The following is a 26,081-nucleotide window of genomic DNA, read 5'->3' as shown; positions in this document are numbered from 1 at the left end:
CCTCCCAGCGGGAAGGCCGGGGCCGAGCCGCGTGGCATCCGGCAGCAGGCATGTCGCGCCTGCTGCCTTCTAACATCGGTGTGCTGGATTACGCCGCGACGCCGTGGGCCGCGATGATCTGGTCGGCCGCCCTGCCCGTGACCTCCGCCATGCGCTCGAACTGCCGCGTGAAACTGCCGGCGCCGGCGGTGGCGGAGCGCAATTCCACGATCAGTTCGCCGATCTCGGCTTCCGGCATCATCGCGCGGACGCGATCCCATCCCGGCCAACCCTCGCGGGTATCGAAGCCGAGAATTTGTCCGCGCCGTCCCGACAGGATGGCATTGATCTTCGCCGTCGCTTCCGTCGGGCAAACGATATCCACGATGTGGATCGGCTCCAGCAAAACCGGCTGGCATTGCGGAAGCGCTTCGCTGACCCCAACCCGCGCCGCCGTGCGGAACGCAAGGTCCGACGAATCCACGCTGTGATAGGAGCCGTCGGTCAGCGTCACCTGCACGTCAATCACGGGAAACCCGAGCGGCCCGCGCAACAAGGCGTCGACGACGCCTTCCTCGACGGCCCCTATATAATTCCGCGGCACCGCGCCACCGACGACTTTTTCGTGGAATTCAAAACCGCCGCCGCGCGGCATCGGCTTGACCTCGAGCACGACGTCGCCGAACTGACCGTGGCCGCCGGACTGCTTCTTGTGCCGGCCGCGTTGGCTGATCGGTTTGCGGATCGTCTCCAGATAGCCGATCGCCGGCGGATGCGATTTGACGTTGACGCCGAAGCGATCTCGCAAGCGTTCCAGCGCAACACGCAGATGCATCTCGCCCTGCCCCCATAACACGCTGTCATGGGTGCGCGGGTTCTGCACCATGGTCAAAGACGGATCTTCCTCGTTCAGCCGCAGCAACGCCTGGCCGAGCTTGACGTCGTCCTTGCGGTCGGCTGCCGCGACTGCGATCGCGAGCACCGGCGGCAACGGTTCGACATGCACCAGCGGCCGCGGCGTGGTCTTGCCGCTCGACAGCGTGTCGCCGGTCTTCACCGTGTCGAGCTTGCCGAGCGCGACCGTTTCGCCGGTTTCCGCCGACGGCCGCTTGTTGTCCTGGCCGACATACAGAGCCGAGACGCCCGATACCCGGCCGGCTTCGCCCGACGAGGCCTGCAACGTGGCGCCATCATCGAGACGTCCGGCCAGCACGCGCGCGAACGACAGCTTGCCGCCGTGTTGCAGATGCACGGATTTGAACACATAGGCCGTCGCATCTTTCGACGAGGTCACGCCGAGCCGCCTGGCCGTCTCGGTGACGCCGGGAGCTTCGTGCCGCAGTGCCTTCATCAGGCGCAGCACGCCGTTCTCTCGCATGGCAGAGCCGAGCAACACCGGGCAGATCAACCCCTCACGCAATTCGCGGGCGAGGTCGTCGAACACGGCGTCGCGCGGCGGCTGGATGTCTTCGAGCAACTGTTCCATCAGCGCATCGTCGTGATCGGCGAGCTTTTCGAGCATCGAGAAGCGCGCTTCCTTCTCGCGGTCGAGATCGCCGCCTTCGAGCGCGACGACTTCGGACGCCTTGTGCTCGCGATAGACAAACGCGCGCTCCAGCGCCAGATCAACGAAGCCCGCGATTAGATCGCCGTTCCAGATCGGGATCTGGCGCAGCACCAGCGGAATCCTCGAGGCCGGCTGCAAGGTCGCAAGCGTCTCGCGAATTCGCTTGTTGGCGCGGTCGATCTTGTTGAGAAACAGAAAACGGGGAATGCCCAGATCTTCCAGCTCGCGCAGGATGATCTGAAGCTGAGGAAGCTTTTTCTCGTCGGCCTCGCAAACCACGACGGCTGCGTCCACCGGAGGAAGGGCCGCACGCATGTCTTGGGCGAATTCGACCGAACCGGGACAATCGATAAACGTGTAACTGTCGTCCATGAAGTTGGCGGTGGCAGCCGTCAGTCCGACGCCCATCTTGTGACGGCGCGCCTCCGCGCTTGAATCGCCGACGGAAGTTCCGGCGTCGACGCTGCCGGCGCGCGAGGTTGCGCCCAGGCGCGCCAGTATCGCTTCTAGAAGTGTGGTTTTACCGCTTTGGAAAGGGCCCACCAGTGCGATGCACCGTGGACCGCGGGGACTTCTGACGTCTTGTCCCATTGCCGCCTCCTCATGTGGAGCTCGGCCCGTGATTGGGTCGGCAAGGGTGTATGCTCTTCCTCCATCATGAATTTGGCAAGGAAGAAATCTATTCGCAGTGCAACGTTAATTTCTGCGACCTCTCCATGATAGGGAGAGAGGCCGCAGCACTTTTATGGATGGTGAGAGGCGAGAGAGATAAAGAATCAACGTCCCGGACGCAGTTCCAGGCTCTCAAGTCCGGCGGCGACGTTCAGGCCGACCTGGCCTTGCAGGCTCAGCGGTTGCAGCGAGATCGAATTGTTGGAGCCGCCGACCAGCACGTTGCCGCCGCCGCCGACGCCGACCGAAGCGCTGCCCTGCGCGCCCGCATAGTTGCCGGAGAGATCGCCGGGTCCCAAGCGCCTCACCGGCGAGAACACGCCCCAGGCCAGCGCGGTTTCCTGGGTGATGCCGAGATCGACGCCGACCTTGCGAATAGTCGCGACGTAACGATCCTCCGGTGCGCCGTCGATGCGCAGCACGCAGCCGAGATTGGTGACCGAGCCGACGATGAAGCCGATGCTGGCCCCGCCGCGGCATTCGAGTACGCCGACCTGGACGCGTTCCTGAGCGTTGGCGCCAGCGAGAGGCGCGACCAGCATGGTGGCGGCAATGCCGGCAAGGATGATCAAACGACGCATGAGGAAATCTCCAACTGGGAAGAGGTGATGCAAATGAACGCGCGCACCGTCTTAAGAACACGCATTAAGGCCGCGCGGCTCTCTATGACATATCTTCCACAGGCGTGCCAGATTTTGCGGATCGCGCGCAAGGTTAATTCCGGCTCGCGGAGGCCGCGAACCGGAAGCCTGTGCGAAGAAATATTACCGCAGATTGCCGCAAAAGCGCTGGATGCGCTTGCAGGCATCTTCGAGGTCGGAGGTCTTGGTGGCGTAGGAGATACGGAATGCCGGGCCCAGGCCGAACGCCGAGCCCTGCACCACCGCGACGCCTTCGGTTTCCAACAACTCCGTGACGAAGTCCTGATCGTTCTCGATCACCTTGCCCGACGGCGATGTCTTGCCGATCGTGCCGGCGCAGGACGGATAGACGTAGAACGCGCCCTCCGGCCGCGGACAGTTGATCCCGTTGGCCTGGTTGAGCATCGACACCACGAGGTCGCGCCGCTCCTTGAACACCTTGTTGTTTGCCGGAATGAAATCCTGCGGACCGTTGAGCGCCTCGACGGCGGCCCATTGCGCGATTGACGACGGGTTCGACGTCGACTGCGACTGGATCGTCGACATCGCCTTGATCAGCGGCACCGGGCCGCCGGCGTAGCCGATGCGCCAGCCGGTCATGCAATAGGCTTTCGAAACGCCGTTTACGGTCAGCGTGCGCTCGTACAGTTTCGGCTCGATCTGGGCCGGCGTCGCGAACACGAAGTCGTCGTAGACGAGGTGCTCGTACATATCGTCGGTCATCACCCAGACCTGCGGATGCTTCACCAGCACGTCGGTGATCGCCTTCAGCTCAGTACGCGTATAGGCAGCGCCCGTCGGGTTCGACGGCGAGTTGAGAATAATCCACTTGGTCTTTGCCGTGATCGCCTTTTCCAGCGCGTCGGGCTGCAACTTGAAGCCATGTTCCGCCGTGCACACGACCGGGACGGATTCGCCGCCGGCCAGCGCCACCATCTCGGGATAGCTCACCCAGTAAGGCGCGGGGATGATCACCTCGTCACCGGGATTGATGGTCGCCATCAGCGCATTGTAGAGCACCTGCTTGCCGCCGGTGCCGACGATGATCTGGTTCGGCTTGTAGGACAGGCCGTTTTCCCGCTCGAACTTGGCGATGATCGCCTGCTTCAATTCGGGAATGCCGTCGACGGCGGTGTACTTGGTCTTGCCGGCCTCGATCGCGTGGATCGCCGCCAGCTTGACGTTGGCGGGCGTGTCGAAGTCAGGCTCGCCGGCGCCGAGGCCGATGACATTGCGCCCCGCCGCTTTCAGCTCGCGCGCTTTATCCGTGACCGCAATCGTTGCGGACGGCTTCACACGGTCGAGCGCAGCAGACAGGAAGGGCATTATCGGCTCCAGGTTTTGGGTTGAAAGATGCGGCCAAAATCAGACATTGGGCGCGCATCGTTTCTAGGACCGTTGTGCTGCAGCGGCAAGCAAAAAGCAGCGATTTTGCCGACACTTTGTCGTTCAACGGCGCTTCCGATTAACGATCCGCAAAGGCTGGGTTGGTAGAGCAATATCCGGAACGTGAAAGGCGGCCTTTTCGAAAGATCGTGTGCCAACCATGGGTCTCGGGTCGATGACGGACAGTGATCGTTTGCGGCGCGCCGATCGCGCGATCTGGGGCACGATCGGCCTGATCGGTCTCGCCGTGATTGCCGCGACCTTCCTCACCCCGCTGCGGATCGAATGGCGCTCGTTCACCGCGCCGGTCTCCTGTGGCGCGTTCATTGCCGCCGCCGCATGGTTTTATCGCTCCGTCCGCAACGAGCCGCGGCTCGCCGCCGTGCTGACCTCGACCGCGCAAATCATCGCTTTCGCCGCCGTCGGCGCGCCGTTGTCCTACCTTGCTGCGACCGCCGGATTTCCCCTGCAGGATGCGCTGTTCGATTCCTGGGATCGCGCGTGGCTGCATCTCGACTGGACGCCGCTCATGCAAATGATCGCGGAGCGGCCCAACTTGCGCCTGGTCTTGATGGTCGCTTATTCCAGTTTCGCGATTCAGACGGTGACGACCGTGTTCGCGCTCGGCGTGGCCGGCCACTTCTCCCGTCTTACGACCTTCATCGTGGCCTTCGCCGCGACGACCTTGATCACGATAGCCGTCTCCGCCGTCTTTCCCGCGGTGGGCCCCTGGGTCTTCCTCGATCTTCACCCCGCGATGACGAACGGTTTCCTGCCGACCTCATCGAGCAGCTGGCCGGTTTTTCTCGGACTCCGCGACGGCACGTTTCACACCATCAACGGCATGAACTCGGAAGGCATCATCACCTTTCCGAGCCTGCATGCCGCGCTCGGTATTCTGTTCGCCGCGGCGTTATGGCGCGTCAGGGGCATCAAGTGGGCGGCGCTTGTGCTCAACACGCTGATGCTGGTCGCAACGCCCGCTTATGGCAGCCACTATTTTATCGACGTCATCGCCGGCGTGCTGCTCGCAGCTCTGTGCTGGATCGCAGCGGCGCGATTGTTCGGAGCCGATCAAGCGGCCACGGAGGATGTGGCGGCCGCTTCGAGGAGTAGCGCTGGCGTAGCAGCGGCTGATGCTTCCATCGCGCAAGCGTGAACGATCACAAGTTGCGCCCCCGCGCTGGCATGATCTTCTTCATCGCTGCAGTGCAGTAGAGGTTTTTGACCTATTCCAGCCTGAACCCTTGCGAGGCGTTCATATCGGCATCATTGTTTGGCCAAGTTGCGAGCGGAAAAGCCGCTCGCTCTCTCACGGGTTGAACTGTTTCACAATGTATAATCTCTATTCCATGCAGCGCTCCGGCAACAGCTACAAGGTTCGCCTGGCGCTGGCGCTGCTCAACGCACCTTATCGCGCGATCGAGATCGACATTCTGCGCGGCGAGAGCCGCACGCCGGAATTTCTGGCGAAGAATCCATCCGGCCAGGTTCCGCTGCTCGAAGTGGCCGAAGGCCGTTACCTCGCCGAATCCAACGCCATCCTCTGGTACGTCGCCGGCGGCACGTCGCTCGCGCCAGACTCGCGCGTGGAACGCGCCGAAGCCTTGCAATGGATGTTCTTCGAACAGCATGGGTTGGAGCCGAACATCGGCGCGGCCTATTTCTGGCTGGCGCTGGTCAAAGGCGGCCGCGACCTGCAAACCCATGCGCTGGAAGACTGGATGGAGCGTGGCTATGCCGCGCTTCAGGTGATGGAAAATCACCTCAAGACCCACGACTATTTCGCCGCCGGCCAGTTCACGGTCGCCGATATCGCGCTCTACGGCTACACCCATGTCGCCGACCAATGCGACTACGACCTCTCGGCCTTTCCCGCCGTTCGCGCCTGGCTGAGACGCGTCGAGCAGACCCCCGGCTTCGTCCGCATGGACTGGCAACCTAGTGGAGGGGATTTGACATTCGCTGCGGACCTAGCCGCATCTTCATAAGGCGAATGTCAAATCACGAACTCCACTAGAATTTCATATTTGCTAGTGGCCCCACGATTCTAACATTCGCAAAGGTACCTGCTGCGACGGGAAGCGAATGTTAGAATCGAGCCACTAGCCGAAGCCACGGCGGAGGCCTGAAGTAAAAAAGCGGGGACGAATTGCGGGGATAATGGGCATAACGGCGTTTTTGCCTCCATTTCGCCGTGTTCCGGTATGCCCCGCCCCAATCTTGCCAGCGACAATTGTCACAAAAACCCTGTGGCATGGGTGATTCGCTCGGCCATCGTTTTGGGCGATTGGCCCGTTCGAGTTTCAGGGATTTAGACCCATGACCCAGTCAGGCGCAGCAGGCTTTACCAGCCCGGCGGTTGCGGTGGCATCGCCCCGGCTGATGGACGCGGTTGCGGCCTCGCTGGCGATCGCCTCGCTGTCGCTTTGCCTCATCGTCACCATCACGGTGCTGTCGAGCAAGCTCGGCGCCGCAATGCCCATTCCGGCATAGCCTGCGATTCATTTTCTTAAAGCCAATTTGGTTTTGCGCAGGCTTTCGTAGGCTCGGCTCACGCGATGATCCGCATCGCGATTGGATAAAGATGAAGACTCCTACCGCACTGGTCACCGCGGCGCTCGTGACGGCAATCCTGGTGGCGGCGTCGTTCCTGATTGTGGCGGGAACGCGTGGCGACGACGCGCCCCTGCTGCACCTCAAGGCGCCCTACGACCATTCGTGAAAGATAAAGAACGCCCCGCACGCGATCAGCGCAAATCCGAGAGCGTGATTCCAGCCGAGCGGCTGCTTCAGATACAGCACCGAAAATCCGGCGAACACGATCAGCGTGATGACTTCCTGCATCGTCTTGAGCTGTGCGGCGCTGTAGACCGCGCTGCCCCAACGATTGGCGGGCACCGCCAGCCAGTATTCGAAGAAGGCTATTCCCCAGCTCGTCAGGATCACCGCCGGAAGCCAGCTCTCCTTGTATTTGAGATGGCCGTACCAGGCGAACGTCATGAAGATATTGGACCCGAACAGCATCAACACGGGCAGAATTGACGGCGGCACGGTGGGCATGGATATCCTTTCGGGGTGTCGGTGCTTGGAGCGTAGCCGGATGAAATCGGACAGACCCTAACCATCCGGCGCGACGGCGGGTTCCCGCTTAACCCATATCATTTGACGCAAAAAGACCGAACAGTTTGACGCATGCGGTCAACGGCTTTTTAGGGTTGAGGCGAGAAACGCCGCTGACAACGCGCCACAATCCATCAGACTGCCTGACTTATTCTCGTGTGAAAACGAGACGAGCGGAGCGGATTTGACATTCGACTGGCGCGCCATCTTCGGACCGGCCCTCACCGCAGTAACGGCATCGATCGCGCTCGCGGCCGATCACCTGCTATCGACGGTCCCGAATCCCGCTCCGTTGTTTGTTTGCATCGTGGCTCTTGCCGGCTCGCTCTCCGGCCTTCGCTCCAGTCTGACCAGCGCGGCCCTCGCGCTTGTTTCGTCCGCGCTGTTTTTTTCGGCCCACGGCGTCCCCATCACCGCTTCCGCTTCCGGCCTCACGCGCTTTTCGATGCTCGCGATCGCTGCGATCGGCACGGCGATCCTGACCGGCCTGTTGCGAAAACGACTGGTCGACACCCTGGCCTGGGAACGCCGTCACCACGCCACGGCCGAGCGGCTTTCAGCCGCGCTCGATCAGGTCGATATCGGCATCGTGCTGCTTGATTCCGACACCCGCGCCGAATTCATCAACCGCGCGTTTCGCCAGTATTTCGCATTGTCCGACGAAAAGGCCGACAGCAAGCCACCTTTCATCGCGCTGATGTATCATGGCCGCGATACCGGCGCCTATGAAATGCCGGAAGAAGAGTTGAGCACGTTCATCGCCGAGCGCATGGAAATGATGCGCACCGGCGACTCCACGCCTATCAACATCAATCTCAGCGACGGCCAGGTGCTTCGATTCAGTTGCACGGCGCTGCCCGACGGCGGGCGGATGCTGAGCTATACGCCCGTCACCGAACTTGTTCGTCATACCGACGATCCCGCCCGGGCCGATCATTTCCGGGCGATGCGCGGCAAGCGGTTGCTTGGTCCGTTTACCGGTCAGCGCGCGGCCGAATAGACCGTCAAACCCGGATTGATCCACCGCGTACATGCAGTTTAAATCGGTTGACCGATTCCTTGTCATCGAACCAGCACCATGGCCGTTTCCCTCGTCGTTCGCCCTGCCGTACCGTCCGACTACGAGCGGTGACTGCCGCTGTGGGACGGGTACAACGCGTTTTACGGCCGCTCAGGCGAAACCGCGCTGGCGCCAACGATCACGCAGATGACGTGGGCCCGCTTCTTCGATGCCTATGAGCCGATGCATGCGCTGGTCGCCGAAAACGGCGACCAGTTCGTGGGACTGGCGCATTATCTCTTTCATCGTTCGACGACTTCGATCGCACCTGTCTGCTATTTGCAGGATCTCTTCACCGACGCCTCTGCGCGGGGACGGGGGATCGGCGGCGCCCTCATCAACGAGGTCTATGAGCGCGCGCGTCAGGCTGGAACCTCGCGGGTTTACTGGCAGACGCATGAGACCAACCACACCGCGCAAGGGCTTTACAACAAGCTCGCCGAGCGTTCCGGCTTTATCGTCTATCGCAAGCCGTTTTGACGCAAAAACCGGTATTCCCCGGGGAATTTGAAGCGACATCTCAAAACCACAGGTTGAACATTGCCTGTGGATAAATCTCCCTGTCATGGCTGCGTTACAAAACAGGACTAGTCTTCACATGCGTTTGATCAGGCCCCCCGTCGACGATCATCCGCGCCCCCAGCGGTCCCCGTCAGTCGCCGCGTCTGACCGGGGCCGCACTTTTTTGTCCCGACATTTCCGGTACTTTTGCTGTTCCCGGCACCGGCCCGGGCCTCAGCCATGCTTCGGCTGCCTTGCGCGAAAATCCCATAACGTCACAATAGTGATGACTTTCGTCAACGAGCACAGGATGATCCATGGAAATTCGCAACCTCGGCGGCTCAGGTCTCCGCGTCTCCGCCGTCGGCCTCGGCTGCAACAATTTCGGCCAGCGCATCGACCTCGAGGCCTCGCGCAAGGTGATCCACAAGGCGATCGACCTCGGGATCACGCTGTTCGATACCGCGGACATTTACTCCGGCATGGGCGGATCCGAGACGGTGCTCGGCGAGGTCCTCGGCGACCGCCGCAAGGACATCGTGCTCGCCACCAAATTCTCAAAGCCGATGAGCGAGGACGGCACCAAGCAGGGTGCGTCGCGGCGCTATATCATGTCCGCCGTCGAAGCGAGCCTGAGGCGGTTGAAGACCGATTATATCGATCTCTATCAGCAGCATGATTACGACCCGCTGACACCGATCGACGAAACGCTCCGTGCGCTCGACGACCTGATCCGGCAGGGCAAGGTGCGCTACATCGGCAATTCGAATTTTCCGGCATGGCGGATTGCGGAAGCCGAGTATGTCTCGCGCGCGATGAACCTCAGCCACTTCGTCTCGTGCCAGGACGAATACAGCCTCGTCGTGCGCGACATCGAAAAAGACCTGTTGCCTTGCGCGCAGGAATACAAACTGGGATTGCTGCCGTTCTTCCCGCTCGCGAGCGGTCTCTTGACCGGCAAATACAAGCGCGGCGAAGCCGCCCCCGACGATACGCGTTTCAACAAGATACCGCGGCTGCGGGACCGCTACGTCACGCCGCGCAACGAGGAGATCGTGGAAAAACTGCAAGCGTTCACGCAGACGCGCGGCCACACCATGCTCGAACTGGCGTTCTCCTGGCTTGCAGGCCGGCCGCAGGTCGCAAGCGTGATCGCTGGCGCCACCCGCGTCGAGCAGGTCGAGCAGAACGTCAAGGCGGTCGGCTGGAGCTTGAGTGCCGACGAGATCGCCGAGATCGACCAGATTACGAAGGGGTAGTTTTACTCGCCGCACATTCGGTTTGATCCCTCCCCTCGATGGGGAGGGTGGCTGGCCGAAGGCCAGACGGGTGGGGTGAAGGATACTTCGAAATTACCCCCACCCCGACCGGCTAGCGCCGGTCGACCCTCCCCGCAAGGGGGAGGGATGAATCCCGTCAAACTACCAACCCCTGCATCGGCTTCACCTGCACGCTATCGGGAAACACGTTCTTCGCCAGCACGGTTTCACTGAGGCCGAGATGATCGTGCAGAACACCTTTCAGCATCGCGCGGAGATCGGTGGTCGGCGCGAGATCGCGGCCTTCATAGAGGTTAACGGGCTTCAGGCCCGGCCAATCCGAAATCACCCGGCCGCCTTTCACTGCGCCACCCGCGAGCAGCGCGATGGTACCGGTGCCATGATCGGTGCCTTCGGTGCCGTTGATGCGCGCGGTGCGGCCGAACTCGGTCGCGACCACCACCACCGTATCGCGCCAGCGTTCGCCGAGCCCCCTTTCGAATTCGCCGAGCGCACTGTCGAGGCCTGACAGTAATTGCGCCAGACGTCCGATGGGGCCGCCTTCATTGGCATGCGTGTCCCAACCATCGAAAGCGAGGGCGGCGATGCGCGGGCCATCGTCGGCCGCCATCACCTTGGCCGCGCCACGCGCCACCAATCGCATCGCGCCGGCATTGTTGCCGCCGGGCTTTGCTTTCATCTCATCGCCGGTCGCGGTCTTTTCCAGTTGCAGACCTTGCGACAAGGCAGAAGCCAGCGCCGAATCGCGATGCTGGTAGAGATCGAGCAGGCGCGCCGCGGTATCGTCGGCGGCCGGCGGCAAGCTCACCGGCGCCCAGCCGACCGTCGGCGCTGCTCCCCGCAGCACCAGCGGCGTGGTCGCACCGACCGCAAGGCCGTTCATCACGTGCGCTCCCTTTGGCAGGCCTTCGAGCGCGCGGTTGAGCCAGCCCGATTGCACACGGCCGGGACCGGCAAAGCCGCTTTCGAGGACATCCTGGCCGTCGAAATGCGAGCGGTCGCGATAGGGCGTCGACACCGCATGGATCACCGCGGCCTGCTTGTCCCGGTACATCCGCGCGAATTCCGGCATTGACGGATGCAAAGCGAAGAACGAATCCAGCATGGTCGCGGCGTGCGGACCGTCCGAGGTAAGCGCGATCGAGCCGTGCAGCCCGGCATAGTCGGGATCGCCGACCGGCGCGACGGTCGCAAGGCCATCGAGCGCGCCGCGCAGGATGATGACGATCAGGCGCGGGTCGCGGCCGTCGGCCGCGCGCGCGAATTTCGGCAAATAAGCCCAGGCGGCAAACGAGGCGCCGCCGAGCAGCAGCGCGCGGCGCGACGTGACAAGCCGGCTCTGGCTTTCACAGCAATCCATCATCGTTTCCATGGCTGTCATCTCCTCTGGAATTCCGGCGACATCAGCAGCAGCGCCAGCGCCTGCTGCCGCGATTCCGCGCGCTCGATCGTGTGCCGCGTCTCTTGTGACGACGCGTCGGCGGCAGCGAGTTCCAGCAAATTGCGCGGATCGACATTATCGCCGAGGCGCGAGGCGACCTGTGCTGCGATATCGAGCCGCAGTTTCATGCCTTCCGGCGCGGCCCAGGCCGCATTGGTGTCGGGGAAACCATTCGGGCCGGACGGCGCCCACAACGGCTGGCCCAGGAGATTGAGTCCGCCGAGATAACGGCTGGGATCGTCGGGAATCTGACCCAGCAGACGCCCGACGGCGACGAGATATTCATAAGGGCTTCGAATCTTGGTGAGCGGCGCCTGCCAGGCCTCGTCGGAATCGACCAGCGTGGTGGCGAGCGCCAACAGATCGCCGTCGGTCTTGCGGAACACCTCGTGCAGCCGCGCAATGAGCGCCGGCGGCGGCTCATCGCTGACGAAGTGACGGGCGAATTTGGTGGCGATGAATTTTGCGGTCGAGGGATGGCGCGCAATGTCGGCAAGCGCCGCCTCGCCTTGCGACAGGCCGCTGTCCTCATAGGTCTTGCCGAGCAGCACTTGCGGTCCCGGCTGATGCGCGTTGGCATTGAACACGAACGTCCCGGGCGTGCCCAACTGCCCTTGCCGTCCCGCAAAGGTCCAGCCGGTGATGATGCGCGCCAGTGACGTCACGTCTTCCTGGGTATATCCGCCGCCGACGCCGAGCGTATGCAGCTCCATGATTTCGCGCGCGAGGTTTTCGTTCAGGCCGCGCTTGCGGTTTTGCCCGGCGCGCGAGTCCGGACCCAATGACTGTTGATTATCGAGAAAGAACAGCATCGCTGGATGCTGCTCGACCGCCATCAGCATCTCGCTGAAGCGGCCGAGCACATGGGGGCGGATCGCCTCGCGCTCGAACGCGCCGGCCCAGATCCGTGCCAATTCGCCTTTGGCCGCCGAGATGCAGAAGTGATTGGACCAGAAGGTCACAAGCCGTTCGGTAAAACCACAATCGGCGATCAACGCCCGCTGCAACCGCGCCAGGGCCTCGGCGCGGAAGGTCTTCTGAATCACGTTGAGCGGCTTGGCGGGGGCTGCGGCCTCATTTGCCTGCATCGGCGCGTTGGCCTCGGTTTTTTCCGCCGATTTTTCCGCCGATTTTTCCATGGGCTGGCTGTCCATGGACTTGGCTTCGGACCTGGCTTCGACCGACTTGCTTTCGGACGGCTTGTCCGGCGCCTCCACCGCGGCCGGCTTTTCGGCTGCCGCCATCTCGGCCGCAGGATTGGCCTTGGCCGCTTCGCGCGCGGCCTTGACCTCGGCCTGATAGGCGAACACGGCTTGCGCCAACGCCGGCGTCGGCTGCAAGCCGGGCATTTCGAGCCGCGCATTGTTCGGACGATGGAGGTCTGCTTTGACGAAGCCGCGCGGATCCGAGGCGGCGCCGGCCCAATCGCCGGACGCGCCGCCGCGGGCACCAAATCCAAAACGGTTGAGCGCTATCAGGGCAGCTTGCGGATCGCGGGCCATCGGACCTTCCCAAGATGCTGTCAATGGAAGAAGCAGCGCGTATATTACAAACCTATTTTCGCGCCGCCAGCGATGAACCGGACATGAAAAACGCGGCGAAGTTTCGGTACCCTTCATGACAAATCGTTTAGAAATCCAGCCTGTCCGCCGCGTCATCTGTTCCGGCTGCGGAACGGAATTCGCCTGCGCGTTGTCAGGACCATGCTGGTGCGCGGAAGAAGACGTGCGGCTGCCGATGCCGCTCGATGGCGGAGATTGCCTCTGCCGCGAATGCCTGCGCAAGGCGGCTGCGCAGGCCCGACTCTGATATCTATTCACCGTCAGCATATGATTCTTCTGTCCTTTAAATTGCCGTCGCCTTTTTGACGCTCTTCGGCCATAAGGCTCTTGAGGCTAAGGACATCGGAAGGTGCCGGCATTGTACAAGATGCCTGACATTTTCCTTCAGGGGCTTGAGGACGACCGTTACATGCAACTTTCATCGAAGCTTTTGCAGCAACCAAAACTTGGCCGCTGTCTGATCGTCCTCGGAGCTGTGTGCGCGTTGCTCGGCCCTGCGGCGCTGGCCCAGAACATCGACGAAGGGAAATCGGCCCAGCGGTTGTTTGCGGATACCTGCGTGAATTGCCATCGCAGCGCCAATGGACTGGCGAAGGGCCGCTTCAGACCCACCCTTTTCCTGTTCCTGCAGGATCATTACACGGCGAGCAAGAGTGAGGCCTGGGAGCTGTCCTCGTATCTGGCGGCGGTGGATACGCCACCGGGCACGCGGTCGAAAAAGACCAAGCAAACCAAGCGCCCGCCGGCGCCGTCAGCACAATCGAATTGAGATTTTTGCTCTGGCCGATTGGCCAACCGCTAGCGGATCAGTCGGCGTTCTGCTGGGCCAGTATCATGGCCTTCACGCTGGTGACGACCGCAATGTGGCTGAACTGACCGTCGTTAAAGGCCTTGAGAAACCGGTCATAGTCCCTGACCGAGATGCAGCCGTTAGAATCGCCGTTGGGACCGAGCATGTAGCTGTGCACGAGTAGCCCTGAACGCCCGAAGATATCGCTGCCTTCGACCGGGGTCATGCGAATCGCGGCGACCCCGTGAAAATCCTTCTCGCGCGGCTTCAACGAATAGACGGCAGGGGGCGTCGCGCCGTAGTTCGGCACCGAGACATGGTCCAGATCGTCGCGCAGACTGCCCATGCCTGAATGCGCCTCGAGCACCGTCCCGTTCGGCAGGTAAACGGCGTGCGCCGCGAGGTCATAGACGGCGGTCTCATTGTCATAGCCGAGCGCAGCCAAGTCCGGCGCCTTGCCAAGCCCCAGCGACGCCAGTGTCACGCGGGTCTTCAACATATCCGAGAACTTCTGCATCGCCGAGCGCTCGGCCGGCCGAGGCGGCGAGCTGTCGGTTGATGTCATCGTCGGTAATGTTGTTGGTATTGCCGATGCCAAGGCCATGACCTGGCTTGCTTGCGCTAGCTGGTCCGCCGCCGCAGGACGGGATCTCGGGAGTGGAACTCCGTCTGTCGCTGTCGGCTTGGTTGCGGTGACGGCGACGCGAGGCTCTTCCTCGGCGGTAACAGCGGGGCGGAAATCCTGAGGCAGCCACCTCGATTCAAGCGCCTCCTTGGCGGTCGTAAACTCCGACTGTACGGCGGCGATCGCGGAACGTTTCAGTTGCCCCAACGCCGCGCTGCTGGCAGGCAGCGGCGTCAGGAAACGATCTTCAAACGAAGTCGCATTTCCCGGCAGGGCTGCGGAAGCGAGCGTGGGCAGCGTGGAATTGGTTATCCAAGCGGCAACAACCAGCGAACACCCGATTGCCGCGAAGGCAAGCAAGGCTCTCTTGGGCCGTCTCGAACGCCGTGACGGTCTGCTGGCTTTCGCGGCGTTGAGCGCCATCGAGCCCCCATTTCCAACTCGACGAGGTCGCACCAAATCCCCCAAGGATTAGTCGAGCAGTCGTTAACGCACTATAAACTAACGTATTTGGAGCCCAAAAGTAAGGCATAATCGAGACGATTGGTAGTGCGCCCTTTGGGGTATCCCATCAGCCTGTGGACGCCGTGGCCACCCGCGGGCCCGGCAAAACGGGCTGGAAAGGCCGTTTATGACCAAATAACTAGTGTAGCGGTTGAGCATCATTGCCGCCGCAGGTTCGTCATGCGGACTTCTGAACCAAAGCCAAACTATATCAATAGGTTTGCTAGTGTGCTTTCAATTCGAAGTTCGAAATCTGGCTCCGCAAAACGCGACGAACTTCGGAATCGGGACACTAGTAGCCTAGCGCCAATCCGGTGCCGCGACGAGGATCGTTCGCCCCGTAGAACCTGTTCCGGCCGATCGCCTTTCCTTCAAGACTGGGTGCACCGACCATGATCGCGGCGACGTGGTTGGCGGGCAGCGAATCATCGAAACGGTATCCCATTGCTTCCAGCATTTTGCGGGTGTCCGGCGAAAGACCATACGGCTCCACGTTCGTCACATCCGGCAGCCACTGATGGTGGATGCGCGGGGCATCGACGGCCTCCTGAATGTTCATCTGAAAATCGACCGCGTTCAGGATGGTTTGCAACACCGTCGTGATGATGCGTCTGCCGCCTGGCGTGCCGAGAACGAGCACCGGCTTGCCGTCTTTGGTGATGATCGTGGGGCTCATCGAGCTCAGAGGTATCTTGCCCGGCGCGATCGCATTCGCCTCGCTTTGCCTAACTCCGTAAACATTGACCCGGCCCGGATCTGCGGTGAAGTCGTCCATCTCGTCGTTCATCAAGACGCCGCTGCCCGACGCGACGACCCGCGCGCCGAACCAGTCGTTCAGCGTATAGGTCAACGAGACGGCGTTGCCGGCGACGTCGACGATCGAGAAGTGGGTGGTGTTGCTGCCTTCGTGAGACGCGACGTCGTCCTTGCCGAGTTCGCTGGAGACCCCGGCCTTGTCGGGCTTGATCGAATCCCGGATTTTGACGGCGTAATTCTTGTCGATCAGCCGCTCGACCGGATTACTGACAAAGTTGGGATCACCCAGAAGCGTGTTGCGATCGACAAAAGCGCGACGCATCGCCTCGATCTCGTAGTGCAGCGCTTGCGCCGATCCCCAGCCGAACTGGCGAAGCGGGTATCCTTCCAGGATGTTCAGCATCTCACAGATCGCGACGCCACCGGAGCTCGGCAGCGGCGCCGAGATCACGTGATAGCCGCGGTAATCGCACTCAATGGGGGCCCGTTCGCGCGTCCGGTAGCTCTTCAGATCTTCCAGGTCGATGATGCCACCGCCGGCCTGGCTCGCCTTGACGATGGCTGAAGCGGCCTTGCCGCGATAGAAGCCGCTTGTGCCCTGCGCCCGGATCAAGCGCAGTGTATTGGCGAGGTCGCGCTGCACCAGCCTCTCGCCGGCCACAAAGGCTTGTCCCTTGTGGAGAAAGATGTCGCCGGTTGACGGAAATCTTTTGAAGTCGTCGGTCGCAGAAGCGAGCATGTCGACATCGCCCTGATCCAGGATGAATCCGTCTTCGGCGAGTTCTATTGCCGGCCCGATCAATGCGCCGCGCGTCATCGTGCCGTATTTACCTCGCGCATACTCCAGACCTGACACGGTGCCGGGTACGCCAACCGCCAGCCAGCCAATCGTGCTCAGGCCGTTGACGACGTTCCCGTCCTTGTCGAGGTACATGTCCGGCTTCGCGGCCCGCGGCGCCGTCTCGCGAAAATCGAGGAACGTCTTCCGTCCATCGGCAAACCGGATCGTCATGAAGCCGCCGCCGCCGAGATTGCCGGCGGCCGGATAGACCACCGCGAGCGCATACCCCACCGCGACCGCCGCATCGATCGCGCTGCCGCCACGCTTGAGAACGTTGACTCCAACCTCTGTCGCAAGATGCTGGGCGGTGACAACCATGGCCTTTTCGGCGGCCACGGGCTGCATCGATGCGGCGTTGGCGGCGGGAACCCCGAGCACCGACCGCAGGCACAGACAGGCGATCAGGACGAAAAAACCCGCCGACCCTCCCAAGATGTCAAACCGACCGAAGCGGGTTTCCAACCCAGCCCTCAAGGCTCGCAATGACTCGTCCCTTCCGATTGGCTATCCTGTGATCCGGCCACTAGTGGAGTGGATTTGACATTCGCTAACGGAATAACCACGAGCGCCGAAGCGAATGTCAAATCCAAAACTCCACTAGAATCCGCTATCCGCCAGTGGTCCTTTGATTCTAACATTCGCAAAAGTGTTCGCTGCAACGGCATGCGAATGTTAGAATCGGACCACTGGTCGGTTCCAAGGCACTTTAGCAAGGTTTATATCCGAATGCTTCCTGGGCGCTGCTTTGCCGCCGCTGCCACGGCGTTCTCGCTGATCGCAGCCGGGTTTTTCCAGATATCCCCGGCTCTCGCGGCGCCCGACGCCTGCGGCGAGGTCACCGTCTTGCCAGCGCCATTCGCGCCCTGGACCGGCGCGCCGCTGCGCGTCGTCGTCATCGCCGAAAAACCGGTCGAGGCCAGCCTGTCGCTGATCGCGCCCGACGGAAAGGTCGCCGTCAAATCATCCGGCCGGCACGAAGGTCCGCCCTATTCCTGGTTCGCCGAGGTCGCGGCACCGGCGGCCGGCACCTGGCATGCGACGCTGGAACGCACATCAGCGGAGTGCAACCAGGTCACCCGCGACATCACTGTGGGCGCCCGCAAGCCGGAGCCTTTCAAAATTCCGGCGGGCAGCATCTGGCAGACGCGCAATAACTGGAACAGCACCAACGAAGCCTTGTTTTCGGCATGGATCGAGAAGCTGTTCGACGCGCCGCCCGATCAGGACCTGAACTGGAAGGTCTGGTACGAGGTGCTGCGCGATCCCTCGCGTAATTTTCTGCACAATTATCTCGGCCGCAACGAAGACACGACGCAAACCGGGCTCAGACCGGACTGCGCCGACTTTGTCTATTTCCTGCGCGCTTATTTCGCCTTCAAGATGGGGCTGCCGTTCGGCTATTCGAATTGCTCGCGCGGTTTCGGCGGCAAGCCGCCGAAATGCTACCAATGGTTCGACGTCGAACATCCCGAGGTCACGCGTCCGCCTCCGCCGCCCGAACAGGATGCAGGAGTGCCGGCAGCGGATGCCCCACCCGCCCCTGCACCGTCGCAGACGCCGAGCTTGCTGCGGTTGTTCGGCCAATCCTCCGAGCCGCCGACTGACGTGCCCGCCGCTACAACGCCGCCTGCGAAGGCGCCGCCGCCAAAGCCGAAGCGTCCGACCAATTTCGGCGAATATCTGCGTGACGTCGGCGATGTCGTGCATACCGGCGCCGTGCGTGCCGGCGACGACAACGCCGATTTCTACATCGTGCCGCTGACGAAAGAGACGCTGCGCCCGGGCACGGTGTACGCCGACCCCTACGGCCACGTCCTGATGCTGGTGCGCCGCGTGCCGGAGGTGAACGGCACGCCCGGTGTATTCCTCGCCGTCGACGCGGAACCCGACGGATCGATCACGCGCAAGCGGTTCTGGCGCGGCAATTTCCTGTTCGTGCACGAACCTGCGCTCGGCACGCCCGGCTTCAAGCATTTCCGCCCGATCCTGCGCGAGAATGGTGGCCCATTGCGGCGGCTGAGCAACGCCGAAATCGGCAAGAATTCGCAATACGCCGATTTCTCGCCCGAGCAATCGCAAATGACGGCCGAGGATTTCTACGACCGCATGGACGACGTCATGTCGCCCGAGCCGCTCGATCCTGGCCGGGCGATGTCGGACGCGATCACGAGCCTCAGCGAGCAGATCAAGACCCGCGTCACGGCGGTGGAGAACGGACGAAAATATCAGGCCAAAACAGCCGGCGACACCTCGATGCCGGATGGTGCTTCGATCTTCGAGACGACGGGGGCCTGGGAGGACTACTCAACGCCGGCACGCGACCTTCGTCTGTTGATCGCCATCGATGTGGTGCGAACCTTTCCCGATCGCTTCGCGCGCCGCTCGGATCGTTACGCGATCCCGCCAGGCAAGAGCGTGGCCGACATGAAGAACGAGTTGCAAAGCGTGCTCAATTCCGAACTTGCCTCGCGCAAAGTGACGTATACGCGCAGCGACGGCTCGCCCTGGACGCTGTCGGTCAAGGACGTGGTCGATCGGGCAACCGATTTCGAGATGGCCTACAATCCGAACGACTGCGCCGAGCTTCGATGGGCTGCTGCCGAAAACAGCGAAGAGGCTTCGACCTGCAAGCGTCATGCGCCGCAGGCGCAGCGCGCGAAGATGTCGGGATATCGCGGCTGGTTTCGCGAGCGGCACTGGCCGGCGCATACCTGAGATCGCTGCTCGGGGTCCGTGCCTTCTCGGATAACTCTACGCGAATCCCATCACGAAGGTTTGAGTCGGCCGTCTTCGCGCCGATCTAGAACTTGTGTTTCAACACGAGTTGCCGCTTAACTATTCGAAATCGCCAATCTGAAGCGAAGGGGCCCGTGATCCAATTCCAGCGGGCCGCACGGGGAGAGAACAACAAATGCCGTTAAACGGATGCACAAGGACGTCGGCTGTCTTCGGTTTGGCTGTCTTCGGTTTGGCCGTCCTGGGGTCGGCCGTCTTTTTGGCTGTCCTGGGTACGATCGTGCCGACGCAGGCCGCCGAGCCCGGGCTCGTCGTCACCACCGATCCCGGCTCGGATCCGGAGAGCGTCACTGAGGCGCCGGACGGTTCGCTGATCCTCGGCAGCGCCCCGAAGCCGGTGATCTACCGCGCCGCCAAGGGCGCCACCGAAGCAAAGGTCTTCATCGACGTCAGCGCCGCCGAGGGCAATGTCAGCTTCCTCGGCGTGCTGGCCGACGGCCCGACCAACACGCTGTGGGCCTGCCAGATCATCGGCACCGGCAAGAACCGCCATTCGATCCTGCGCAGCTTCGATCTGACCAGTGGTTCGCCGAAACTACGCTGGCCGCTCCCCGGCGACATCAACCTGTGCAACGATTTCGTGGTCGGGCCGGACAAGGCGCTCTATATCGCCGACACCTTCGGCAGCAAGATTTTCCGTCTCAAGCCCGGCGCTTCCGAGCCCGAATTGCTGATCGAGGACCGCACGCTCGACGGCGTCGACGGCATAACCTTTCTGGGCAACGAGCTCTACGTCAACAACGTGATCTCGAACAATCTCTATCGCATTCCGCTGGACGCGGCCGGCAAGGCCGGCCCGCCGGTGCAGATCTGGCCCGACAAGCCGATCAAGGGACCGGACGGCATGCGCGCCGCCAACGGCAAACTTTATCTGACCGAGAACCGGAACGGCCGCGCCAGCATGGTCACCGTCAATGGCGATCAGGCGACCGTCGTCACCATTCTCGACGGCCTCACCCGGCCAACAGCGATCGAACCCGCCGGCGACACCCTGTGGGTCGGCGACCGCGCCAAGGACAAGGCGATCGCCATCCCGATGCCGAAATAACTGGGCATCGGCCGCACGCGGTGACGCCATTAGCGGACGATCGAACCCGCGGCGTCTGTCTCGGCCATTCAATCAACGGATGGCCGAGAGGAGGGAATCATGATCCTGTCTCGTCGAACCGTACTTGCGGGCCTGGGCGGCGTCGGCCTCGCGGCGCCTTTTATCTCGCGCGCGGTCGCTGCCGACTATTCCTGGAAACTTGGCCACGGTTTCTCGGCCACCCATCCCGTCAATACATTCGCGATCGAAGCCGCCGCCAGGATCAGGCAGGACACCGGCGGCAAGGTCGATATCGGCGTCTTCCCGAACAGCCAACTCGGTGGCGACAGGGATCTGTTGTCGCAGGTGCGCTCCGGCGCGATCGATTTCTTTTCCACCGGCGGACTGATCTTCGCAACGCTGGTGCCGATCGCCGCCATCAATGGAACGGGCTTTGCGTTCAGGAATGCCGATACCGTGTGGCCTGCAATGGATGGCGAGCTTGGCGCGATCATTCGCAAAGGTTTTGAGAAGGCGGAGCTCTACGCCTTCGAAAAAATCTGGAACAACGGTTTTCGGCAGATCACCACCAGCAAGAAGCCGATCAGGGATCCGTCTGATCTGGAAGGTTTCAAGATTCGCGTCCCGGTCAGCCAGGTCTATGTGTCGCTGTTCAAGGCGCTCGGCGCCGCGCCGACCAGCATCAACCTTGCCGATGTCTATACGGCGCTGCAAACCGGTGTGGTCGACGGGCAGGAAAACCCGCTGGTCGTTGCCGAGACGTCCAAGTTCTACGAGGTGCAGAAATTCTGTTCGCGAACCAACCACGTCTGGGATGGATCGTGGATCGTGACGAGCAATCGCACCTGGCGCGGCGTGCCCGACGATATCAAGGCAAAGGTCGTAGCCGGCTTCAACGAGAGCGCGATCAGGCAACGCGACGCGGTGACGAAACTCAACGATGACCTGGCCGGCTCATTGCAGCAGAAAGGCATCACCTTCAACGACACCGACCCGGCGCCATTCCGCGAGGTCTTGAAGAAGGCCGGCTTCTACGCGGAATGGAAAGCAAAATACGGCGAGGAAGCGTGGGCCTTGCTGGAAAAGGCCGCCGGGGCGCTGGGCTGACGGACATCGTTGATCGGCCGACGACCTTACGAAGCCTCGACAGTTGCCGGGAATAACGCCGGATAAACCAGCCACGAGCCCGGCGTCCGCTACCTACGCCAGGGCGAGGTCCGACGGCGTCATCGTAAAAGCGAGCCTGTACCATCCCATGACGACCGTCTCCTCCGCGCCAATACTGCGGAGCGCAGAAGCAGAAAACCTGCCTGATGCGGCGTCCTGTACAATGTCGGGATCGTAGCCCGAGAGCAGAACGATCCAGTCGGCGGCAGCGTCAGATCCGCGAATCTGCTGCTCCGTCGTGGGCGCGCTGGTTTTCGGTGTGTCGGTTATCAGGAGGTGAGCACCGGTTAGTCCTGGCTTCAACGCCAGTTCGCGGAGCGCCGGGACCAATGCCGTCCTCAACTCCGCCTCCTTTCCATCTGCAGGAGAAAGCGTGATCGTCGCGAGCGAGGTCGCAACCCCACCCCCGAAGCTGGCAGCGGTCCGGCACTGGCTGCGGACCATGTTGCGGTGATGAGGCATCATCTTCGTCGACCAGGGCGTCGGCGCATTGAGCCGATCGAGATATCCCTTCGAGGTGAGGGTGTCGTACTGCTCCAGTTCGTAGAGAACGAAGAAGCTTTCCGCATCGCGCGTGCTCGTCCACCGCGACCCCCGCCGAAAGCCGGGAATATTCATCCGCTCCGGAAAGTGTTCGTGTGAGTGCCAATCACCGAACTCGGAACGTCGCTCGGGCGAAACGCTCCACCACATAGCCACGGCTGCTTTGCCCAAGAGCGACATGTCCGGTCCCCAAGAAAGCTGCGTTATCGGAACCTGCGGCCGCAGGTCGCGCGCGCCGACGACCCGCCGGTCTCTGAACAATATCACCTAATATAATACAAAACACCAGTTGATTTTCATTTTACATTACGATCATATCAGCGCCATACGAAGCCTCAACCGATGCGTACTGGAGGAAATTTGGATGACTGGAACGATCCTGGTCCTCAACGGACCCAACTTGAATCTGCTCGGCGTGCGCGAACCCGAGATCTACGGACGCGACACGCTCGAAGACATCAAAAAGCGCTGCGTCGAGCAGGGCAAGAAGCACGGGCTCGAGGTCGATTTCCGGCAGTCCAACTCGGAAGCGACACTAATCGACTGGTTGCACGAGGCACGCGGCACCAAGCTCGGCGTTGCCATCAATCCCGCGGGATTTTCGTTTCATTCGATCGCGCTGCTCGACGCCCTGAAGATGTTCGACGGGCCGAAGGTCGAGGTTCACATCACCAACATCCACAAGCGTGAGCCGATGTATCAGAAGTCGCTGATGTCGCACGGCGTCACCGGTGTGATCGCCGGCCTCGGCGCCACCGGTTACGTGCTCGCCATCGATGCCCTCGCCGATTTAGCGAAGGCCGGCAAAGCCTGATCAGGCGTTAATCACCAATCCTTTGAAAATCGGGAGGGGCAGATGGCTCTCAACAGACGGCAATTCGGCACGGTCTCGATCGGATCAGCAACAGCACTTTGGGCGGCCCCTTCGATCGCACAAGGCAAGAAGGTCACCCTGAAGGTCGGCGGGCAGTTCGCCGACAGCCATCCGTCGTCAAAGGCCATGGAAGAAGCTTGTGCGGAGATACGTCGGCAATCCGAGGGACGCATCGATATCCAGTTCTTCCCGAGCGCACAACTCGGCTCGGATGCCGCAATGCTGACGCAGGTCCGCTCGGGCGCGCTCGACATGATGACGGCTTCCGGCATCTCGATGCAGGTGGTCTCGCCGATCGCCGGCATCAGCGGGATGGCGTTCGCGTTCAGCGACTACGCGCATGTGTGGCAAGCGATGGACGGGGAACTCGGCGCCAGCATCCGCGACGGTCTGGACAAGGTCGGCATCTATGCCTTTCCGAAAATTCTGGACAGCGGCTACCGCAACATCACAACCAGCAACCGGCCCATCAACTCCGTCGAGGACCTCAAAGGCATGAAGATGCGCGTGCCGCCGAGCCCGGTCTGGGTTTCGCTGTTCACCGCGCTCGGCTCATCGCCGACCTCAATCACCATCAACGAGCTCTATTCGGCGCTGCAGACCAAGATCGTCGACGGGCAGGAGAATCCACTTACCATCATCGAGTCGGGTAAATATTTCGAGGTACAGAAATATTGCTCCATCACCGAGCACATGTGGGATGGACTTTGGATCATCGCCAACGGCAAGCGCATCAAGTCCCTGCTTCCCGAAGATTTGGCGCTCATAACCAAATCATTCGAAGCTGCGACGATGAAGCAGCGGACCGAGACCGAGCGCCTCAATATCGACCTCGAAGGCAGCCTCAAAGCCAAGGGACTCGTCTTCAATCGTCCGGACAAGGCGCCATTCCGGGACGCGCTGACCAAGGCCGGCTTCTTTACGGAATGGAAGCAAAAATACGGCGACGATGCCTGGCTGGTCCTGGAGAAGTATTCCGGCAAACTCGCCTGACCCCGTTGATGACAACGGCAGCCGTCGAAACGGGGAGCGGTCGGATGGAAACCCAGAATCTGATCGTGGCACCGTCGCGAAGTTTGCTGCGCAAACTCGACCGGGCGATCGGAACAGCGATCGGCGTGCCGACCGCCGTGCTTGTCCTGCTCGAGATTGCGGTGCTGCTTGGCGGCGTCGTTTCCCGCTATGTATTTCATCATCCGATCATCTGGACCGACGAACTGGCATCGACCCTCTTCCTCTGGCTGGCGATGCTGGGCTCCGCCATTGCCTTGCACCGCGCCGAGCATATGCGCATGACGGCGGTGGTCGGGATGCTTTCACCTCCCGCCCGACGGGTACTGGAAGTCATCGCGATGGTGGCAGCCCTGACGTTCCTGCTGCTGATCCTGCCTTCGGCATATGAGTTCGCGGCGGACGAGGTCGCTGTCACGACACCCGCGATGCAAATTTCGGACGCCTGGCTTGCTGCGGCACTGCCGGTCGGCTTCGCTATCATGACGGCAATCGGCCTGATCAGGCTGGTCGAAGCCGGCAACTGGCGCCACATCGTCGGCGCTGTAGGCACCAGCGCGCTTATCGTTGGCGGGCTTTACCTGTTGCAGCCCACGCTGGAAGAACTCGGCAACCTCAATCTCCTGATCTTCTTCGTCGGCATCGTGGCTTGCCTCGTCTTCGCCGGCCTGCCGATCGCATTCGCCTTCGGCCTCGCCACGTTCGGCTATCAGGCGCTCACCACGGAGACTCCCATCGTGGTTGTGGTGGGACGGATCGAGGAAGGAATGTCACACCTGATCCTGCTGTCGGTACCCCTGTTCGTCTTCCTCGGGCTTCTGATCGAGATGACCGGCATGGCGCGGGCCATGGTCAACTTTCTCGCAAGTCTCCTCGCCCATGTGCGCGGCGGCCTCTCTTACGTGCTGATCGGCGCGATGTATCTCGTCTCTGGCATTTCCGGTTCAAAGGCGGCCGACATGGCCGCAGTCGCGCCGGCACTCTTCCCCGAGATGAGGGCGAGAGGCTCGAAGCCCGGCGAACTGGTCGCCTTGCTGGCTGCGACCGGCGCACAGACCGAGACGATCCCACCGAGCCTGGTCCTGATCACGGTAGGTTCCGTCACCGGCGTCTCGATTGCGTCTCTTTTCACCGGAGGCTTGCTGCCTGGCCTGGTCGTCGGCGCGATCCTGTGCGTGGTGGTCTGGCGTCGAAATCGCGGCGAAAGCCTTTCGCACGTGACACAGGCCTCCGCCCGCGAAATCGGCCGTACCTTTCTGGTTGCCCTGCCCGCGATCGCGCTGCCGTTCGTCATCCGGGCCGCGGTCATCGAAGGGGTCGCGACCGCAACGGAGGTGTCGACGATCGGCATCGCATACGCGGCGTTCGCCGGTCTCTTCGTCTACCGGAAGTTCGACTGGAAACGCATCTACCCGATGCTCGTCGAGACCGCGGCACTTTCAGGCGCGATCCTGCTCATCATCGGCGCCGCGACCGGCATGGCCTGGTCGCTGACACAGTCCGGCTTCTCGCGCGATCTCGCCAGGGCCATGACAGGACTTCCCGGTGGTGTGCCGACCTTCCTCCTGGTGTCGATCGCTGCGTTCATCGTCCTCGGCAGCGTGCTCGAAGGAATTCCCGCGATTGTGTTGTTCGGCCCGCTTCTTTTTCCGATCGCCAAGCAGGTCGGCGTGCACGAGGTTCATTACGCCATGGTCATCATCCTGGCGATGGGCATAGGCCTGTTCGCGCCGCCGTTCGGCGTCGGCTACTACGCAGCCTGCGCGATCAGCAAGGTACACCCGGACGAAGGGCTGAAACCGATCGCCGGTTATATTCTGGCGCTCATCATCGGGCTTTTGCTAGTGGCGTTTGTGCCCTGGATTTCAATCGGATTTTTGTAAACGTTCTTCGACGGCAAATCGAGCGAGCCAT

24 protein-coding genes are annotated in these 26,081 nt (G+C 61.9%); 15 read left to right on the top strand and 9 right to left on the bottom strand.

Annotated elements, in window-relative coordinates:
* Positions 1-88: 88 nt before the first annotated feature.
* The 3 genes from ABSE61_RS09385 to ABSE61_RS09375 form a co-directional block, all read right to left on the bottom strand.
* Positions 89-2,137 (bottom strand): elongation factor G, encoded by a 2,049-nt coding sequence (locus ABSE61_RS09385; RefSeq protein ID WP_423870797.1) that lies wholly within the window; start codon positions 2,135-2,137, stop codon positions 89-91.
* A 185-nt stretch (positions 2,138-2,322) separates the two neighbouring features.
* Positions 2,323-2,799 carry a DUF992 domain-containing protein gene (locus tag ABSE61_RS09380; protein WP_423870796.1) on the bottom strand — a complete coding sequence of 159 codons (477 nt, stop codon included), beginning with the start codon at positions 2,797-2,799 and terminating at the stop codon, positions 2,323-2,325.
* A 183-nt stretch (positions 2,800-2,982) separates the two neighbouring features.
* Complete coding sequence (locus ABSE61_RS09375; RefSeq protein WP_423870795.1) at positions 2,983-4,185, bottom strand: pyridoxal phosphate-dependent aminotransferase; 1,203 nt, start codon at positions 4,183-4,185, stop codon at positions 2,983-2,985.
* 235 nt (positions 4,186-4,420) lie between these two features.
* Between ABSE61_RS09375 and ABSE61_RS09370 the strand changes: the two genes are divergently transcribed.
* The 4 genes from ABSE61_RS09370 to ABSE61_RS09355 all read left to right on the top strand — a co-directional run bounded on the left by ABSE61_RS09370 (position 4,421) and on the right by ABSE61_RS09355 (position 6,970).
* Positions 4,421-5,404 (top strand): phosphatase PAP2 family protein, encoded by a 984-nt coding sequence (locus ABSE61_RS09370; protein WP_423870794.1) that lies wholly within the window; start codon positions 4,421-4,423, stop codon positions 5,402-5,404.
* 175 nt (positions 5,405-5,579) lie between these two features.
* On the top strand, positions 5,580-6,236 hold the full coding sequence (locus ABSE61_RS09365) for a glutathione S-transferase family protein (protein ID WP_423870793.1): 657 nt from the start codon (positions 5,580-5,582) through the stop codon (positions 6,234-6,236).
* 331 nt (positions 6,237-6,567) lie between these two features.
* The gene (locus tag ABSE61_RS09360) at positions 6,568-6,741 is read left to right on the top strand and encodes a hypothetical protein (RefSeq protein WP_423870792.1); all 174 of its coding nucleotides are present in this window, start codon (positions 6,568-6,570) and stop codon (positions 6,739-6,741) included.
* A 91-nt stretch (positions 6,742-6,832) separates the two neighbouring features.
* Positions 6,833-6,970, top strand: coding sequence for a hypothetical protein (locus tag ABSE61_RS09355; RefSeq protein WP_423870791.1), 138 nt, complete (start codon positions 6,833-6,835; stop codon positions 6,968-6,970).
* Here ABSE61_RS09355 and ABSE61_RS09350 read toward each other — a convergent pair.
* The gene (locus tag ABSE61_RS09350; RefSeq protein WP_423870790.1) at positions 6,955-7,308 is read right to left on the bottom strand and encodes a DMT family protein; all 354 of its coding nucleotides are present in this window, start codon (positions 7,306-7,308) and stop codon (positions 6,955-6,957) included. The two genes, ABSE61_RS09355 and ABSE61_RS09350, sit on opposite strands and share 16 nt — an antisense overlap.
* Positions 7,309-7,552: 244 nt before the next feature.
* On the opposite strand from ABSE61_RS09350, the gene ABSE61_RS09345 reads away from it, so the two are divergent.
* The 3 genes from ABSE61_RS09345 to ABSE61_RS09335 all read left to right on the top strand — a co-directional run bounded on the left by ABSE61_RS09345 (position 7,553) and on the right by ABSE61_RS09335 (position 10,188).
* The gene (locus tag ABSE61_RS09345) at positions 7,553-8,368 is read left to right on the top strand and encodes a PAS-domain containing protein (protein ID WP_423870789.1); all 816 of its coding nucleotides are present in this window, start codon (positions 7,553-7,555) and stop codon (positions 8,366-8,368) included.
* 132 nt (positions 8,369-8,500) lie between these two features.
* Positions 8,501-8,908 carry a GNAT family N-acetyltransferase gene (locus ABSE61_RS09340; protein ID WP_423870888.1) on the top strand — a complete coding sequence of 136 codons (408 nt, stop codon included), beginning with the start codon at positions 8,501-8,503 and terminating at the stop codon, positions 8,906-8,908.
* A 338-nt stretch (positions 8,909-9,246) separates the two neighbouring features.
* Positions 9,247-10,188, top strand: a complete 942-nt coding sequence (locus tag ABSE61_RS09335; RefSeq protein ID WP_423870788.1) for an aldo/keto reductase — start codon at positions 9,247-9,249, stop codon at positions 10,186-10,188.
* A gap of 157 nt (positions 10,189-10,345) precedes the next feature.
* Here ABSE61_RS09335 and ABSE61_RS09330 read toward each other — a convergent pair whose 3' ends face one another.
* Positions 10,346-11,572, bottom strand: a complete 1,227-nt coding sequence (locus ABSE61_RS09330) for a DUF1501 domain-containing protein (protein WP_423870887.1) — start codon at positions 11,570-11,572, stop codon at positions 10,346-10,348.
* A 14-nt stretch (positions 11,573-11,586) separates the two neighbouring features.
* Complete coding sequence (locus ABSE61_RS09325; RefSeq protein WP_423870787.1) at positions 11,587-13,152, bottom strand: DUF1800 domain-containing protein; 1,566 nt, start codon at positions 13,150-13,152, stop codon at positions 11,587-11,589.
* A gap of 115 nt (positions 13,153-13,267) precedes the next feature.
* Between ABSE61_RS09325 and ABSE61_RS09320 the strand changes: the two genes are divergently transcribed.
* Positions 13,268-13,459: a cysteine-rich CWC family protein gene (locus ABSE61_RS09320; RefSeq protein ID WP_423870786.1), complete on the top strand. Its 192-nt coding sequence runs from the start codon at positions 13,268-13,270 to the stop codon at positions 13,457-13,459.
* A 120-nt stretch (positions 13,460-13,579) separates the two neighbouring features.
* Positions 13,580-13,981, top strand: a complete 402-nt coding sequence (locus ABSE61_RS09315) for a c-type cytochrome (protein ID WP_423870785.1) — start codon at positions 13,580-13,582, stop codon at positions 13,979-13,981.
* A gap of 37 nt (positions 13,982-14,018) precedes the next feature.
* Here the strand turns inward: ABSE61_RS09315 and ABSE61_RS09310 are convergent, their stop codons facing one another.
* Together ABSE61_RS09310 and ggt are read right to left on the bottom strand one after the other, a co-directional pair.
* The gene (locus ABSE61_RS09310; RefSeq protein ID WP_423870784.1) at positions 14,019-14,987 is read right to left on the bottom strand and encodes a DUF2778 domain-containing protein; all 969 of its coding nucleotides are present in this window, start codon (positions 14,985-14,987) and stop codon (positions 14,019-14,021) included.
* Between the two features lie 436 nt (positions 14,988-15,423).
* Positions 15,424-17,073 (bottom strand): gamma-glutamyltransferase, encoded by a 1,650-nt coding sequence (ggt, locus tag ABSE61_RS09305; RefSeq protein WP_423870886.1) that lies wholly within the window; start codon positions 17,071-17,073, stop codon positions 15,424-15,426.
* A 381-nt stretch (positions 17,074-17,454) separates the two neighbouring features.
* On the opposite strand from ggt, the gene ABSE61_RS09300 reads away from it, so the two are divergent.
* The 3 genes from ABSE61_RS09300 to ABSE61_RS09290 all read left to right on the top strand — a co-directional run bounded on the left by ABSE61_RS09300 (position 17,455) and on the right by ABSE61_RS09290 (position 21,679).
* A complete protein-coding gene (locus ABSE61_RS09300; RefSeq protein WP_423870783.1) occupies positions 17,455-19,443 on the top strand; it encodes a hypothetical protein in 1,989 nt (662 codons plus the stop codon).
* 301 nt (positions 19,444-19,744) lie between these two features.
* Positions 19,745-20,572, top strand: a complete 828-nt coding sequence (locus tag ABSE61_RS09295) for an SMP-30/gluconolactonase/LRE family protein (RefSeq protein WP_423870782.1) — start codon at positions 19,745-19,747, stop codon at positions 20,570-20,572.
* A 99-nt stretch (positions 20,573-20,671) separates the two neighbouring features.
* Complete coding sequence (locus ABSE61_RS09290; protein ID WP_423870781.1) at positions 20,672-21,679, top strand: TRAP transporter substrate-binding protein; 1,008 nt, start codon at positions 20,672-20,674, stop codon at positions 21,677-21,679.
* A 93-nt stretch (positions 21,680-21,772) separates the two neighbouring features.
* On the opposite strand, the gene ABSE61_RS09285 is transcribed toward ABSE61_RS09290, so the two are convergent.
* Positions 21,773-22,462 (bottom strand): hypothetical protein, encoded by a 690-nt coding sequence (locus ABSE61_RS09285; RefSeq protein ID WP_423870780.1) that lies wholly within the window; start codon positions 22,460-22,462, stop codon positions 21,773-21,775.
* Positions 22,463-22,646: 184 nt separating this feature from the next.
* Here ABSE61_RS09285 and ABSE61_RS09280 point away from each other — a divergent pair, with 184 nt between their 5' ends.
* Genes ABSE61_RS09280 through ABSE61_RS09270 form a run of 3 tightly spaced genes read left to right on the top strand, consistent with a single transcriptional unit; the run spans position 22,647 to position 26,050 of the window.
* Positions 22,647-23,096 carry a type II 3-dehydroquinate dehydratase gene (locus tag ABSE61_RS09280; RefSeq protein WP_423870779.1) on the top strand — a complete coding sequence of 150 codons (450 nt, stop codon included), beginning with the start codon at positions 22,647-22,649 and terminating at the stop codon, positions 23,094-23,096.
* A gap of 42 nt (positions 23,097-23,138) precedes the next feature.
* The gene (locus ABSE61_RS09275) at positions 23,139-24,149 is read left to right on the top strand and encodes a TRAP transporter substrate-binding protein (protein WP_423870778.1); all 1,011 of its coding nucleotides are present in this window, start codon (positions 23,139-23,141) and stop codon (positions 24,147-24,149) included.
* 44 nt (positions 24,150-24,193) lie between these two features.
* Positions 24,194-26,050 (top strand): TRAP transporter large permease, encoded by a 1,857-nt coding sequence (locus ABSE61_RS09270; RefSeq protein ID WP_423870777.1) that lies wholly within the window; start codon positions 24,194-24,196, stop codon positions 26,048-26,050.
* Positions 26,051-26,081 lie beyond the last annotated feature (31 nt).

The organism is Bradyrhizobium sp. (assembly GCF_049519115.1).
Taxonomy (GTDB): domain Bacteria; phylum Pseudomonadota; class Alphaproteobacteria; order Rhizobiales; family Xanthobacteraceae; genus Bradyrhizobium.
Note: the sequence above shows the minus strand (reverse complement) of the source record. Positions and strands in the feature narration are given on the sequence as shown.

What these genes read in the sequence shown, in the direction of transcription:
- ABSE61_RS09380 (WP_423870796.1), bottom strand. Translation starts at nt 2,799, where the DNA reads ATGCGTCGTTTGATCATCCTTGCCGGCATTGCCGCCACCATGCTGGTC.
- ABSE61_RS09375 (WP_423870795.1), bottom strand. Translation starts at nt 4,185, where the DNA reads ATGCCCTTCCTGTCTGCTGCGCTCGACCGTGTGAAGCCGTCCGCAACG.
- ABSE61_RS09350 (WP_423870790.1), bottom strand. Translation starts at nt 7,308, where the DNA reads ATGCCCACCGTGCCGCCGTCAATTCTGCCCGTGTTGATGCTGTTCGGG.
- ABSE61_RS09285 (WP_423870780.1), bottom strand. Translation starts at nt 22,462, where the DNA reads ATGTCGCTCTTGGGCAAAGCAGCCGTGGCTATGTGGTGGAGCGTTTCG.
- ABSE61_RS09355 (WP_423870791.1), top strand. Translation starts at nt 6,833, where the DNA reads ATGAAGACTCCTACCGCACTGGTCACCGCGGCGCTCGTGACGGCAATC.
- ABSE61_RS09280 (WP_423870779.1), top strand. Translation starts at nt 22,647, where the DNA reads ATGACTGGAACGATCCTGGTCCTCAACGGACCCAACTTGAATCTGCTC.
- ABSE61_RS09290 (WP_423870781.1), top strand. Translation starts at nt 20,672, where the DNA reads ATGATCCTGTCTCGTCGAACCGTACTTGCGGGCCTGGGCGGCGTCGGC.
- ggt (WP_423870886.1), bottom strand. Translation starts at nt 17,073, where the DNA reads ATGCAGCCCGTGGCCGCCGAAAAGGCCATGGTTGTCACCGCCCAGCAT.
- ABSE61_RS09335 (WP_423870788.1), top strand. Translation starts at nt 9,247, where the DNA reads ATGGAAATTCGCAACCTCGGCGGCTCAGGTCTCCGCGTCTCCGCCGTC.
- ABSE61_RS09370 (WP_423870794.1), top strand. Translation starts at nt 4,421, where the DNA reads ATGACGGACAGTGATCGTTTGCGGCGCGCCGATCGCGCGATCTGGGGC.
- ABSE61_RS09275 (WP_423870778.1), top strand. Translation starts at nt 23,139, where the DNA reads ATGGCTCTCAACAGACGGCAATTCGGCACGGTCTCGATCGGATCAGCA.
- ABSE61_RS09365 (WP_423870793.1), top strand. Translation starts at nt 5,580, where the DNA reads ATGTATAATCTCTATTCCATGCAGCGCTCCGGCAACAGCTACAAGGTT.
- ABSE61_RS09360 (WP_423870792.1), top strand. Translation starts at nt 6,568, where the DNA reads ATGACCCAGTCAGGCGCAGCAGGCTTTACCAGCCCGGCGGTTGCGGTG.
- ABSE61_RS09300 (WP_423870783.1), top strand. Translation starts at nt 17,455, where the DNA reads ATGCTTCCTGGGCGCTGCTTTGCCGCCGCTGCCACGGCGTTCTCGCTG.
- ABSE61_RS09315 (WP_423870785.1), top strand. Translation starts at nt 13,580, where the DNA reads ATGCCTGACATTTTCCTTCAGGGGCTTGAGGACGACCGTTACATGCAA.
- ABSE61_RS09330 (WP_423870887.1), bottom strand. Translation starts at nt 11,572, where the DNA reads ATGATGGATTGCTGTGAAAGCCAGAGCCGGCTTGTCACGTCGCGCCGC.
- ABSE61_RS09325 (WP_423870787.1), bottom strand. Translation starts at nt 13,152, where the DNA reads ATGGCCCGCGATCCGCAAGCTGCCCTGATAGCGCTCAACCGTTTTGGA.
- ABSE61_RS09385 (WP_423870797.1), bottom strand. Translation starts at nt 2,137, where the DNA reads ATGGGACAAGACGTCAGAAGTCCCCGCGGTCCACGGTGCATCGCACTG.
- ABSE61_RS09270 (WP_423870777.1), top strand. Translation starts at nt 24,194, where the DNA reads ATGGAAACCCAGAATCTGATCGTGGCACCGTCGCGAAGTTTGCTGCGC.
- ABSE61_RS09320 (WP_423870786.1), top strand. Translation starts at nt 13,268, where the DNA reads ATGACAAATCGTTTAGAAATCCAGCCTGTCCGCCGCGTCATCTGTTCC.